The organism is Martelella sp. UBA3392 (genome assembly GCF_002358775.1).
In the GTDB taxonomy this organism is placed as follows: Bacteria; Pseudomonadota; Alphaproteobacteria; order Rhizobiales; family Rhizobiaceae; genus Martelella; species Martelella mediterranea.
In genome coordinates this window covers 1-13,293 of sequence record NZ_DEPM01000123.1, presented here as the reverse complement: position 1 = coordinate 13,293, position 13,293 = coordinate 1, and the positions used below count along the sequence as shown (strand labels likewise).

The following is a 13,293-nucleotide window of genomic DNA, read 5'->3' as shown; positions in this document are numbered from 1 at the left end:
GGCATGGCCTCCACCCGCGCCTCCGGCACCAATGCGGTGCGCTACGGCACGATGAAGGACGTGGTGCTGGCGGTCACGGCGGTGACGGCGGATGGCGAGGAGATCACCACCGCGAGCCGCGCGCGCAAGTCCTCGGCGGGCTACGACCTGACGCGGCTTTTCGTCGGCGCGGAGGGCACGCTCGGCGTGATCACCTCTGTGACGCTGAAGCTTGCCGGCATCCCGGAAAAGATCGCCGGCGGGGTTTCCTCCTTCGACACGCTGGAGGATGCCTGCAATGCGGTGATCATGACCATCCAGATGGGCATTCCGGTCGCCCGCATCGAACTGCTGGACGCGCTGCAGGTGAAAGCCTGCAACGCCTACTCCGGCCTCGATTTCCCAGAAACGCCGCTGCTGCTGTTGGAATTCCACGGCAGCGAGCAGGCGGTCGCCATGCAGTCGGAGCAGTTCGCCGGGATCGCGGCCGAGTGCGGCGGATCGGAGTTCGTCTGGACCGCCAATGCCGAGGAGCGCAACAGGCTCTGGAAAGCCCGCCACAATGCCTATTGGGCGGGCAGGGCGCTGAAGCCGGAGTATGAGGGCTTTTCCACCGATGTCTGCGTGCCGATCTCGCGCCTTGCCGATTGCGTGGCAGAGACCCAGGCCGATATCGCGGCTGAGGGCATTCTGGCCCCGGTGGTTGGCCATGCCGGCGACGGCAATTTTCATCTCCTGGTGCTGTTCGACAAGGACAAGCCCGGCGAGATCGAGAAGATCGAGGCGTTCACCGTCCGCCTTGCCGAGCGCGCGATCGCCATGGGCGGCACCTCGACGGGCGAGCACGGCGTCGGCCAGGGCAAGAAACGCGTTGTCGGCAAGGAGCTCGGAAGCACGGTCGCGATGATGCGGGCGATCAAGCAGGCGCTCGACCCGGACAACATCTTCAATCCGGGAAAGATATTCTGATTGCAGCCGGTGCGGCCTCGCGGAAAAAGGGCATATCGCCCCGCATGGAACCGGCGCCTGAACTGGTTTGCCATTCTGCCCTGTGCTAGGTTCTGGCCAATGCGGCCGGAGCCGCAAACGCAAGTGACAGAGGAATAGCAGGTTTGCTGGCACGAATACTGGTTATCATTGGCGCTTTTCTGGTTTTCGTCCTCTGTGTCGCGCTGGTCGCCCCCTATTTCATCGACTGGAGCAGCTTCCGGCGGGAATTCGAGGTGCAGGCGAGCCGGGTGATCGGCAAGAAGGTCGAGGTGCTCGGCGACGTCAATGTCCGCATCCTGCCGTTTCCGGCGATCACCATGCACGATGTCAGCGTCGGCCGCGATGCCGCCGGCACGCCGCTTGCGACGGCTGAATCCTTCTCAATGGACGCGGAACTGGCGCCCTTCCTTAGCGGCGAGATGCGCATTTTCAAGATGCAGCTCGAACACCCCGTGTTCAATCTCTCGCTTGATGAGGATGGCGCGCTCTCATGGACCGACACCGGCGAAAGCGCGATCGCCTCCCGCCGCGTGATCTTCGAGGATGTCGAGGTGCGCGATGGGGAAATCCACCTCTCGGATGCGGCAAGCGGGCGGATGCGCAGCCTGACCGATATCGACGCCATGCTTTCCGCCAACGCGATCGAAGGCCCGTGGCGCATGGAGGGGACGGGTGTGCTCGATGGCCGCGCCGGAAGCTTCAGCATCCTTACCGGCAGACCCGATCCCGAAACCCGCTCCGTGCGGGTGCGATTGACCGCCGCGCCGCTGCAATGGCCGCTTCTGGCGTCGATGGAAGGCGATGTCTCTCTCGCGACAGGCGCGCCGGTCTATGCCGGCGACTTCCGTCTCGCCGTGACCGCCGATGAGGAACAGGACGTGCCGCCGCCGCGCGTTGCCGGCAAGTTCGAGCTCACCAACAACTCCTTCGCGGTGCCGGAATACCGGCTGGAAGTCGGCACCCGAGTCGATCCCTATGTGATTTCGGGAGAGGGCAATTTCGACACGCGGCCGGGCGGCACCTTCCTGCTGACGGCCAACGGCCAGCAATTCAATGTCGAGCGGCTTTCCGATTACGACACCAATCTGAAGAAGGGCCGGGTCGCGCCGCCGAGCGCGCGCGAACGCCTCGACGTGCTGATCGGCTTCATCAAGGACGTGCCGATCCCGCAATTGCCGGGCAAGGTGACGTTCCGCCTGCCGGCGCTGGTCTCCGGCGACACCACGATCCGCTCGATCGTGCTCGACGCCTCTCCGGACGGCGATGGCTGGCGGATCGAAAACGGCTCGGCGATTCTGCCCGGCCGCACGCAGGTGGAAGCGTCCGGGCGGCTGGCCGTCGGCGAAACGACGGATTTTTCGGGCTCGCTCCTGGTCGCCTCGCGCCAGCCAAGCGGACTTTCGCAATGGCTGACCGGCAAGGTCAGCCCGGAAATCCGCGAACTCGACCGCGCCGGCTTTTCCGCCGACGTTATTCTGACGCCTGAGACCCAGGCCTTCGAAAATCTGCAGATCGTCGCCGGCGACGCCGTGCTCGACGGCACCCTGTCGCGCCAGGCCGACGGCGCGGCGACGCCGACGCTCGATTTCGACCTCTCCGGCAATGTCATCGATCTGAACGCGCTCAGGGCCCTTGCCGGGCTGATGGTTGGCGAGGATATCGATACCGGCCTCAGCCAGCACCGCATTCACGCCACGCTCAGGGCCGGCGCAGTCAACGCCTTCGACCTGACGGCCAATGTGGTCGATACCGATTTCACCTATCAGGCGGGCGCGGTGACGATCGAGAGCCTGAAGATCGACGATCTTTCGGGCGCGGCGATTACGCTTTCGGGTCAGGCGCAGACGATGCGGGACATGCCGACCGGCTCCGCCCGCCTGACGCTTTCCGCCGGAGACATTACCGATTTCGTGGCGATGCTCCGCCAGCGGGCCGGCGATCATCCGCTGCTGACCATGCTCGGCGATGGCGCGCTCTGGTACAACGATACCAGTCTCGAGGCGGACCTGACCTTCGGGCAGGACGGAACCGCAGCCGCAGCCGTGATCCAGGGCAGCGCCAATGGCAGCCGCATTTCCGGCTCGTGGCGGATGGACTCGCTCACGGGGCAGGGCGGCATGAGCGGCCAGCTTCAGGCCTCGAACCCGGATGCAGCGGTGCTGTTCGGGCAGGCGGGCCTGATGCCGCTGCCGATCCCCGCGCCGGCGGGCGCGCAGGTGTCGCTCTCCGTCGATCGCGCCGATGCCGAAGGGCCGGCCGCCATCGGCTTTCGCGCGGCAAGCGGCGAGACCCGGTTCTCCGCCAGCGGCGAGGCGAGCCTCGCGGCGGGCGATTTCCTGAACGGCCGCTATTCGGTTTCGCTCGAAAGCCCTGATCTTGAACCTTATCTGGCGATGAACGCCTTTGCGGTGCCCGGCACGGCCTTCGGGGTGCCGGTGTCGCTGAAGGCCGCGCTCGATATCGACGATGAGGCCTACACGCTTTCGGCCATTGACGGAACGCTTGACGGCAACGGCCTTGCCGGCCGGCTTTCGCTCGCAAGGGGCGGGCCAGTGGCCTCGCTCAAAGGGGCGCTCGCGCTCGACCGGCTCGACATGGCCTGGCTGACGGAGGCCATTTTCGGTCCCGATTTCACCGATTCCGAGGGCAATCTCTCGGATGTGCCGTTCGACCGCGCCTATTTCGGAACGGCGGAGGCGAGCGTGGACCTGCAGGCGGGCGCGTTCGATCTCGGTCTTGCAGAGCCGGTGACCGGCATGGGCGGCAAGCTCGATTTCCGCGGCGGCGGCATGGCGCTCAACGGGCTTTCGGGCCGGCTGATGGGCGGCACGCTTTCCGGCGACATGCGGCTCGGAAACACCGATGGCAATGGCTATTTCCAGGCCCAGCTCAATCTTGCCGACGCGACCCTGCCCGACAATCTCTGGCAGGCGGACGGGACGCCCGTCGTCTCCGGCGCGTTCGATCTCGGCCTTGTGGTGGAGACCACCGCCGATACCGCGCGGGGTCTGAAATCGCAGGCCAGCGGTTCCGGCATCGTCACGCTCAAATCGCCGACCTTCAACGGCCTCGATCTCGGTTTCAGGGACGAGCTTCTCGCCTGGGCGGATGCCGAGGGCACGGAAATCACCAATGAGGCGATCGAGGACAAGGTCCGTGCGCTGCTCTTCGGCGATGGCGGCTTCCAGGCGGGCGATATCGCGATCCCGTTTGCGATCACCGACGGAACGCTGCAGGCGCGCAATGTGCTGGTCGATCTGCCCGAGGCCAGCGTCTATGCGGCGATGGAGGCCGATCTGGACACGCGCGATCTGGACGCCGCGCTCGATGTCGCGCTCAAGCTTGGCGACGAGGGCGAGGAGGGGGCGAGCGCTGGCTTCACGATCGGCTTCAAGGGCCCGCTTGCCGCGCCGGACCGCACCCTTGATCTCACCGAGATCGACAATTATCTGGCGCTGAGGGCGGTCGAGCGCGAGCGCGAGCGCGTGGAACGCCTGCAGGCCGATATTCTCGAAAAGCAGCGCCTGCGCCGTGAGGCGGCCCTCTACCAGGGACGGGAAGAGGCGCGCGAGCGCCAGCGTCAGGAGGAGGCGGAACGGCAGCGGCGGGAAGAAGAGGCGCGCCGCGCCGCCGAGGCCGCCCGCAACGCCGAGGCGGGTGCCGCCGGTGAGCCTTCGTCAGATCAGTCATCGCCGGGCGGCGCTGGCGAGACAGCGCCCGATCAGCCGGCTGAAGCCGCCCCGATTTCCGCCGCGCCGGCGGAGGTCGTTCCCGAAGCGCCGGAGAAGAGCGATTGGGACCGACTGATCGAATCGATCATCGACGGGGCTGAGGAAGTGCGCCAGGAGGGCGCGCCAAGCCCCTGAACGTCTCGGTCAAAATATCGCCGGTATTGCGGAGCATGTGAGGCGCAAACCGGGCACTGTTGGAACGACTTTGCGCCGGGCAATGCTTTTTTTGCCGCAGCCTGGCGCTATGGATTCGGCAAGGTTGTCGCGGTAAAACAATGCGGTAGAGCCACAGTGTGGCTAATCGGATGAAGGGCAGACTTGAATGAAGACGGTGAAGCGCAGGCTTTTGATCGGGCTTGGTTGGGTGATGGTGACGCTTGCCCTTATCGGCGCGGTTCTGCCCATCATGCCGACCGTGCCGTTCCTGATCGTGGCCGCCGCCGCCTTCGCCCGGTCCTCGCCGGAGCTTGAGGCGCGGCTGATGAACCATCCGCATTTCGGCCCGCATCTCGGCCGCTGGCGGCGCGAGGGCGCGATCTCGCTGCCGGCCAAGCTGCTTGCCGTGGCGGCCATGGGCTGCAGCATGGTCTCGGTTCTGCTGTTTGCCGGCGCGTGGCCGTGGCTGCAGGCCGGCGTCGCGATCGTGCTCGCCTGTTGCGCGCTCTACGTCCTCACCCGCCCTTCGCCGTCCAGAATGGCTGCAGACGGCTGATCGCCACGGGTTTTAGCTGTTTTCCCGCGCCCTTGCCGCCGGCGCCTTCGACCAGTCGGGCTTGCTGATGCTTTGCAGCGGCTTCGATCCGGCATTGTCGATGCGGGCGAGAACGGCGCGCGCGAGTTCCCGCCCGGCCTGGCTGAAATCCTCGCTCATGGCGATGAGTTCCGGGTTGATCCAGTTCAGGAAATCGGCCGGCTGCTTGGCCACCACGTCGACCTCGCGGCCGAGCGTCAGGTTGCAGTCTCTCAGCGCCGCCATGATCGGGATCGCGCTGCTGCCGCTGCAGGCGATCACGGCGTCCGGCGGATGGCTGGAGCGCAGCGTCGCGAGCATGCCGCTGCGGATCTCGGTCAGGGGCGAATCGGTCGAGATCGATGTCAGCGGCGTCTCCTGCAGGGAGAACTGGCTGAGGCCGCGTTCGAAGCCGGAGCGGAAATACTTGTAATAGGTCAGGTGGCTCGGCGGCTGCAGGCTGACGATCCGCTTGCGCCCGCGCCCCGCCAGCATTTCCACGGCGTCGAAGGCATAGGCGTCATTGTCGAAATCATGGAACGGATAGTCGATATTGCCGTCCGTGCGGCCATGGGCGGCAAACGGCATGCCGCGCTCGCGCATCAGCTTGATGCGGGGATCGTCGGGCTCGATGCGCGAGATGATCACGCCATCGGCCGAGCCGGTATCGAGGATATAGCGCACCGGCGCCATCTGATCGTGATGGATCGGCTGCGGCATCAGCACGAGATGATAGGGCGTGTCGGCCAGGATTTCCGAAATGCCGAAGATCATCTGTCCGGCCATGCCCATGATTTCCTCTTCCAAATTGAGGATGAGGGCGATGACATTGGTCTTGCCGGTCCTGAGCCTGACGCCGGCGCGATTCGGCATGTAGCCGAGCTGCTTGGCGACCAGCCGCACCCGTTCCTTGGTATGCTCGGCGATATCCGGCGCATCCTTCAGCGCGCGCGAGACGGTGGTGACGCCGAGCCCGGTCATATAGGCGATGGTCTTCAGCGTCGGTCGGGCGTTTGCGGTTTCGCCTGTCCGGGTCTCTGCGCGGCGGCCCTCTGTTCGGCTTGTCGTCGGTTTCATTGCGTCTCCTCATTCGCCGGCAACCGGACATGATTGCAAACGCGCCTTGCCGCGCGAAACTGGTCGCGCGCCCCGGCTCGTCTGCGGCTCGAGGTTGCACCTCTCCCGCCCCGCCCTGAACAGCCCTGCCTGCCGCCGACGCTTATAGCGTCTCCCGGCAATCCATGCGCAAAAAAAAGCGCTGTTCGCCGGGCGTCAGGCAGTCTCCTCCCGTCAGGGAAAGGGGATGGTGGCAGTCTAGCGCGGCAAGAGCTGAAACGATACAGAAAAGTGTTTCTGGCCGTTCGATCCCCTGATTTTCAAGGCGTAGGCGGCGTCATGACGCATAGGTCACCGCATTGTTTGCGTTAGCGAAGAAGCGCCGCTTCGAAAGCTGATTTCCTGGAAAAAATACAATTAAAATAATATTTTAATGGGGTATTTGCATTGCAAAAATGAGAACGGAGGGGGAGTCCTGAACTCCAACTAAAGTCGCACGGAAACAAAAACTTCGACAAAAAGGTTGCCAGCTTCCGGGAATTTGAATACCGTTTTCCGGCAACGTTTCAGTTGGGAGGACAAGATGAAACATGCAATTCTCACCGCAGCGCTCGCTGCCGGCGTCGCGATGCCGCTTTCCGCCAGCGCGACCGATCTTGAAGTAACCCATTGGTGGACCTCCGGCGGCGAAGCTGCCGCCGTGAAGGTGCTCGCCGACAATTTCAATGAGACGGGCAATACCTGGGTCGACAGCGCCATCGCCGGTTCCGGCACCACCGCCAACCCGATCATCGTCAGCCGCATTCTCGGCGGCAACCCCATGGGCGCGACCCAGATGAACACCGGTCGCGATGCCGAGGAGCTCATCAAGGCCGGCCTGATGCTCGATCTGACCGAGCTTGCCGAGAAGGAAGACTGGGCCAGCAAGATCCGCCCCGCCAAGCTTCTCGAAGCCTGCGAATATGACGGTCGCATCTATTGCGTTCCGATCAACATCCACTCCTGGCAGTGGATGTGGTTGAACCGGCATGTGTTCGAGGACAACGGCATCCCGGTCCCGACCAACTGGGCCGAACTGGTGGAAGCCGCGCCGAAGCTGCAGGAAGCCGGCGTCATTCCGCTTGCCACCGGCCAGCCCTGGCAGGTCGACGGCATCCGCAACGTGATGCAGGTCGCGATCGGCGGCGTCGACAACTATCTCGCCGTCAATGGCGACAAGGATCCCGATGCGGTGATGAGCGATGAAAACCGCGCAATCTGGGAAGCCTTCGCACAGGCCCGCACCATGGTCGATGATGCCTATTCCGGCCGCGACTGGAACGTCGCCACCAATATGGTGATCCAGGGCGATGCCGCGGCCCAGATCATGGGCGACTGGGCGCAGGGCGAGTTCGCCCAGGCCGGCCAGGAAGCCGGCGTCGACTATGATTGCCTGCCCGGCCTCGGCAACAACCCGGTTCTCGATACCGGCGGCGATGCCTTCTACTTCCCGAAGACGGATGACCCGGATATCACGGCCGCCCAGCTCGAGCTTGCCTCGATGCTGGTCTCGCCCGAAACCCAGGTTGAATTCAATCTGGTCAAGGGCTCGCTGCCGGTGCGCGGCGATGTCGATCTGGAAGCCGCCAATGCCTGCATGAAGAAGGGTATCGAGATTCTCGCCAACCCCGAGAACGTGCTGCCGTCGACCGAGCAGTTGCTCGATTCCGATACGCAGGGTCAGATCACCGACCTCGCGCTCGAGTTCTTCTCCTCCGACATGTCGGTCGATGAAGCCATGGAGCGGCAGAAGGAAATCATCGAACAGGCAATGTAATTTGCCCGGTTGAGCGGCGGGGCGGTTGATCCGCTCCGCCTTTCTTTCTGCACCAATCTCGTGAGGGGAGCAGCAATGGCTGATGTCGCTCGCCGTCCGATGGGTCTGTTCAAGAACCTGAACGCCAAGATCGCGGCCATACCGATGATGCTCACCGCGGTGGTCATCTTCATCGGTTGCACCGCCTGGACGGTTATCTATTCATTCACCGATTCAAGGCTTCTGCCGAGCGAGAACTTCGTCGGTTTTGCCCAGTATGATCGCCTGTTCGGCACCACGCGCTGGAATGTCGCGATCGGCAATCTGCTGATCTACGGCTGCCTCAGCCTGATCTTCTCTTTCGTCGTGGGCTTCATTCTGGCAACGCTGCTCGACCAGAAGATCCGCTTCGAAAACACCTTTCGCACGATTTTCCTCTATCCCTTCGCGCTTTCCTTCATCGTGACCGGCCTGGTCTGGCAATGGATTCTCGATCCCGGCCTCGGCCTGCCGAAGTTTCTCGATGAACTCGGGCTTCCCGGCGGCAATCTCGCGCTGCTCGGCAACAAGCACACCGTGATTTACGCGCTCGTGATCGCCGGATTGTGGCAGGGCACGGGGCTTGTGATGGTGCTGATGCTGGCCGGGCTGCGCGGCATCGACTCCGAAATCTGGAAGGCCTCGAAGATCGACGGCATTCCGGCATGGCGCACCTATATCTTTATCGTCATCCCGATGATGCGCGGCGTGTTCGTCACCACGCTTGTGATCGTCGCCTCCGGCATTGTCCGGGTCTATGATCTCGTCGTCGCCATGACCCAAGGGGGACCCGGCTTCGCCTCCGAAGTGCCGGCGAAATATGTCTACGACCTGATGTTCCAGCGCGGCAATATCGGGCAGGGACTGGCGGCCTCCACCGTCATGCTGGTCACTGTGTTCATCATCCTCGTGCCTTGGGCATTGATGGAATTCAGAGGCAAGAAGAGGTAGCAACATGGCTGACATCGCTTTGAACGGGCCTGCGGGTCCGCGTCCGAAACGCCGGCTCGCCCCCTCCAGGATCATTCTCTATTCCATCCTGTTCGTGGCCGCGGTCTATTATCTGATCCCGCTTTACGTGATGATCGTGACCTCGCTGAAAGGCATGCCGGAAATCCGCATGGGCAACATCTTCGCCCCGCCGGTGGAAATCACCTTCGAACCCTGGGTCAAGGCCTGGAGCGGGGCCTGTACCGGGCTTTACTGCGAAGGGATCAGCGTCGGTTTCTGGAACTCGGTCAAGATCACCGTTCCCGGCATCATCATCTCGATCGCGGTCGCCTCGGTGAACGGTTATGCGCTTGCCAACTGGCGCTTCAAGGGCTCGGAATTCTTCTTCACCGTGCTCCTGTTCGGGGCCTTCATCCCCTATCAGGTGATGCTCTATCCGCTGGTGATCATCCTGCGCGAACTGCATCTGTTCTCGACGCTGCCGGGCATCGTGCTTGTGCACACGATTTTCGGAATGCCGATCCTCACGCTTCTGTTCCGCAACTATTTCGCCTCGCTGCCGGAGGAGCTTTTCAAGGCCGCCCGCGTTGATGGCGCGGGGTTCTGGCAGATCTTCTTCAAGATCATGCTGCCGATGTCGCTGCCGATCTTCGTCGTCGGCATGATCATCCAGACCACCGGCATCTGGAACGACTTCCTGTTCGGGGTGATCTTCGCCGGCCAGCAGAACTATCCGATGACGGTGCAGCTCAACAACATCGTCAACGCGGTGCAGGGCGTGAAGGAGTACAATGTCAACATGGCGGCAACCCTTCTGACCGGCTTTGTCCCGCTCGCCGTCTATTTCGTTTCCGGACCGCTGTTCGTGCGCGGCATCGCCGCCGGCGCGGTGAAAGGGTGAATGATGAATACCAGTGTTTCCATCAAGGACCTCTCGCTCTCCTTCGGGGCGATCGACGTCCTCAAGAACCTCGATCTCGATATCCATGACGGCGAGTTTCTGGTGCTGCTCGGCTCGTCCGGCTGCGGCAAGTCCACGCTTTTGAACTGCATCGCCGGGCTGCTCGACGTTACCGGCGGCCAGATCTTCATCAAGGACAAGAACGTCACCTGGCTGGAGCCGAAGGATCGCGGCATCGGGATGGTATTCCAGTCCTATGCGCTCTATCCGCAGATGACGGTGGAGAAGAACCTGTCCTTCGGCCTTCAGGTCGCCAAGGTGCCGAAGGCGGAGATCGACAAGCGCGTCAAGCGCGCCTCCGAAATCCTGCAGATCGAGCCGCTCCTGAAGCGCAAACCGGCCGAGCTTTCTGGCGGGCAGCGCCAGCGCGTCGCGATCGGTCGCGCGCTGGTGCGCGATGTCGACGTGTTCCTGTTCGACGAGCCCTTGTCGAACCTCGACGCGAAGCTCAGGTCGGAGTTGAGGGTTGAGATTAAAAGGCTTCACCAATCACTTGAAAACACGATGATTTACGTGACCCATGACCAGATCGAGGCGATGACGCTGGCCGACCGGATCGCGATCATGCGCGGCGGCGTGATCCAGCAGCTCGACGAGCCGACCACGATCTATAACCGCCCGGTCAATCGCTATGTCGCCGGCTTCATCGGCTCGCCGCCGATGAACTTCATGGATGGCGAACTGCGCCACGAGAACGGCAAGCCGGTGTTCCGCACCAATGATGTCGACTTCTCGCTCGAAGGCTATGATGCCAATGGCGAGTTGCCGGAATCCGGCAAGGTGACGCTCGGCGTCAGGCCGGAGCATATCGTCATCGACAAGGCGCTGTCGGAGGAAAACCTCGAAGTGCATGAGGCGACCGTCGACCTTGAGGAACCGATGGGCGCAGACAGCCTGCTATGGCTGAAATATGCCGGTCATCTGATGACCGTCAGGGTGAACGGCAATGTCCGCTACAAGGTCGGCCAGAAGATCCGCTTCGCCTTTGATATTCCGCTTGCCTCGGTCTTCGATGCGAAGACCGAACTGCGGCTTTGAAGCAAGGCCGCGACGGGCCATTCCCGCGCGGCATGAATAACAGGAAGGGCATGCCGGCCGGATCGATGGCGGCAGCCGGAGGAAACAGATGACAAAACTAGGATTCCAGCTTTACAGCGCGCGCAATTACCAGCCGTTTTCGACCATCTTCAAGAAGCTCGCCGCGGCGGGCTACGGCGAAGTGGAAGGCTACGGCGCGCTTTATGACGATCTCGACCAGGCGGCGCTCGACCGGCTTTCTTCCGATCTGGCGACGATCGGGCTTGCCATGCCGACCGGTCACTTCAGCTTGAACATGCTGGAAAACGATCCCGACCGCGTGCTCGAGATCACAACGGCGCTGAAGATGGACAGCGTGTTCTGCCCCTTCCTGATGCCGGATGACCGCCCGACGACGGCCGAGGGCTGGCGCGATTTCGGGGCCCGGCTGGAGAAGGCCGGCGCGCCCATGCGCGATGCCGGCCTCGTGTTCGGCTGGCATAACCACGATTTCGAATTTGCCGCACTTGAAGATGGCAGCGTGCCGATGACGCATTTGATGGAGGGCGGGTCTACGCTGGCCTGGGAGGCCGATATCGCCTGGATCATCCGCGGCGGCGCCGATCCTCGCCATTGGATCGAGACCTACAGCGATCGTATCAGCGCGGTCCATGTCAAGGATATCGCGGAACCGGGCGAAAACGAGGATGAGGACGGCTGGGCCGATGTCGGCCATGGCACGGTCGACTGGAAGGGGTTGATGGGCGTCCTGAAGCCGCTGCCGATCCGCCACTACATCGTCGAGCACGACAATCCGAATGATATCGACCGTCTTATCGAGCGGTCCATCGCATCCTTCCAGTCCTTCTGAACGAGGCTTTCATGACCAGGGAACTTGGTGTCGGCATCCTCGGATGCGGCAATATTTCCGCGACCTATTTTTCTCTCGCGCCGCTGTTTCGCGGCCTCAAGGTGCTGGCCTGCGCCGACATCAATCCGGCGGCGGCCACCGCGCGCGCGGAGGAGTACGGCGTGACGGCACAGAGCGTGGAGGACCTGCTCCAGAACGACGAGCTTGACGTCATCGTCAACCTCACCATTCCGGGCGCGCATTACGAAATGTCGAAGCGGATTCTCGAGGCCGGCAAGCATGTCTATTCGGAAAAGCCGCTGGTGCTGTCCGTCGACGAGGGCAAGGAGCTCGGCCGCATCGCCGCCGAAAAGGGGCTTTCGGTGGGCTGCGCGCCGGATACGTTTCTGGGCGGCGCCCACCAGCGCGCCCGCAAATATATCGATGAGGGCGGGATCGGGCGGGTCACCTCCGGCACCTGCCACGTGATGAGCCCGGGCATGGAGATGTGGCATCCCAATCCGGATTTCTTCTTCCTGCCCGGCGGCGGCCCCGTGCTCGATCTCGGCCCCTATTACATCGCCAACCTGATCAACCTGATCGGCCCGGTGAAACAGGTGGCGGCGCTGACCTCGATGGCGAACGAGACCCGCACCATCACCTCCGAACCGCGGCGCGGCGAGATCATCCCGGTGAAGACGCCGACCAATATCCACGCGCTGCTGGAGTTTCAAAGCGGGGCCACCATCTCGCTTTCGGCAAGCTGGGATGTGTGGGTGCACCGTCATTCCAACATGGAGCTTTACGGAACCGAGGGAACGTTGTTCGTGCCAGATCCCAATTTCTTCGGCGGCAAGGTCGAGGCGGCGGGCCGCGACGGCAAGACATCCGAACTTGACAGCCAGGATCACCCCTTCGGCAAGCCCAACCAGGGCGAGCGCGCCAATTACCGCACGGCCGGCCTTGCCGATATGGCGGTGGCGCTGATCGAAGGCCGCGATGCCCGCTGCTCGCTCGCCCGCGCGCTGCACGGCGTCGACGTCATGGCCGCGATCCTGAAGTCCGGGGAGACCGGCGCCTTCGTCCCGCTGTCGACGACCTGCACCCAGCCGGCGGCGCTTGATGCGGAGGCGGCCAGGGCGCTGTTGCGGTAGTTCCACCTAGTCCTGCGTCATCAACTCTGTTGGATGACTT

General features: G+C 63.1%; 10 protein-coding genes. 9 read left to right on the top strand and 1 reads right to left on the bottom strand.

The window, feature by feature from the left end:
- The 3 genes from B4E36_RS09060 to B4E36_RS09050 form a co-directional block, all read left to right on the top strand.
- Positions 1-948, top strand: a 948-nt coding sequence (locus B4E36_RS09060; RefSeq protein ID WP_345900259.1) for an FAD-binding oxidoreductase, incomplete at its 5' end; no start/stop codon positions are given.
- A 143-nt stretch (positions 949-1,091) separates the two neighbouring features.
- Entirely contained in the window at positions 1,092-4,835 is a 3,744-nt protein-coding gene (locus B4E36_RS09055; protein WP_345900258.1) for an AsmA-like C-terminal region-containing protein, read from the top strand.
- Between the two features lie 187 nt (positions 4,836-5,022).
- Positions 5,023-5,412 (top strand): YbaN family protein, encoded by a 390-nt coding sequence (locus tag B4E36_RS09050; RefSeq protein ID WP_292053355.1) that lies wholly within the window; start codon positions 5,023-5,025, stop codon positions 5,410-5,412.
- Between the two features lie 12 nt (positions 5,413-5,424).
- On the opposite strand, the gene B4E36_RS09045 is transcribed toward B4E36_RS09050, so the two are convergent.
- A complete protein-coding gene (locus B4E36_RS09045; RefSeq protein ID WP_292053353.1) occupies positions 5,425-6,507 on the bottom strand; it encodes a LacI family transcriptional regulator in 1,083 nt (360 codons plus the stop codon).
- 562 nt (positions 6,508-7,069) lie between these two features.
- Between B4E36_RS09045 and B4E36_RS09040 the strand changes: the two genes are divergently transcribed.
- The 6 genes from B4E36_RS09040 to B4E36_RS09015 all read left to right on the top strand — a co-directional run bounded on the left by B4E36_RS09040 (position 7,070) and on the right by B4E36_RS09015 (position 13,253).
- Positions 7,070-8,302 carry an ABC transporter substrate-binding protein gene (locus tag B4E36_RS09040; protein ID WP_292053351.1) on the top strand — a complete coding sequence of 411 codons (1,233 nt, stop codon included), beginning with the start codon at positions 7,070-7,072 and terminating at the stop codon, positions 8,300-8,302.
- 75 nt (positions 8,303-8,377) lie between these two features.
- Positions 8,378-9,271 carry a carbohydrate ABC transporter permease gene (locus B4E36_RS09035; protein ID WP_292053348.1) on the top strand — a complete coding sequence of 298 codons (894 nt, stop codon included), beginning with the start codon at positions 8,378-8,380 and terminating at the stop codon, positions 9,269-9,271.
- 4 nt (positions 9,272-9,275) lie between these two features.
- Positions 9,276-10,172, top strand: coding sequence for a carbohydrate ABC transporter permease (locus tag B4E36_RS09030; protein WP_292053346.1), 897 nt, complete (start codon positions 9,276-9,278; stop codon positions 10,170-10,172).
- 3 nt (positions 10,173-10,175) lie between these two features.
- Positions 10,176-11,270: an ABC transporter ATP-binding protein gene (locus B4E36_RS09025; RefSeq protein ID WP_292053389.1), complete on the top strand. Its 1,095-nt coding sequence runs from the start codon at positions 10,176-10,178 to the stop codon at positions 11,268-11,270.
- A gap of 88 nt (positions 11,271-11,358) precedes the next feature.
- Positions 11,359-12,120, top strand: coding sequence for a sugar phosphate isomerase/epimerase family protein (locus B4E36_RS09020; protein ID WP_292053344.1), 762 nt, complete (start codon positions 11,359-11,361; stop codon positions 12,118-12,120).
- 11 nt (positions 12,121-12,131) lie between these two features.
- Positions 12,132-13,253 (top strand): Gfo/Idh/MocA family protein, encoded by a 1,122-nt coding sequence (locus tag B4E36_RS09015; RefSeq protein ID WP_292053342.1) that lies wholly within the window; start codon positions 12,132-12,134, stop codon positions 13,251-13,253.
- Positions 13,254-13,293: the final 40 nt, after the last annotated feature.

Coding starts and splice junctions, on each gene's coding strand:
- B4E36_RS09020 (WP_292053344.1), top strand. CDS start 11,359: ATGACAAAACTAGGATTCCAGCTTTACAGCGCGCGCAATTACCAGCCG.
- B4E36_RS09040 (WP_292053351.1), top strand. CDS start 7,070: ATGAAACATGCAATTCTCACCGCAGCGCTCGCTGCCGGCGTCGCGATG.
- B4E36_RS09050 (WP_292053355.1), top strand. CDS start 5,023: ATGAAGACGGTGAAGCGCAGGCTTTTGATCGGGCTTGGTTGGGTGATG.
- B4E36_RS09025 (WP_292053389.1), top strand. CDS start 10,176: ATGAATACCAGTGTTTCCATCAAGGACCTCTCGCTCTCCTTCGGGGCG.
- B4E36_RS09015 (WP_292053342.1), top strand. CDS start 12,132: ATGACCAGGGAACTTGGTGTCGGCATCCTCGGATGCGGCAATATTTCC.
- B4E36_RS09030 (WP_292053346.1), top strand. CDS start 9,276: ATGGCTGACATCGCTTTGAACGGGCCTGCGGGTCCGCGTCCGAAACGC.
- B4E36_RS09035 (WP_292053348.1), top strand. CDS start 8,378: ATGGCTGATGTCGCTCGCCGTCCGATGGGTCTGTTCAAGAACCTGAAC.
- B4E36_RS09045 (WP_292053353.1), bottom strand. CDS start 6,507: ATGAAACCGACGACAAGCCGAACAGAGGGCCGCCGCGCAGAGACCCGG.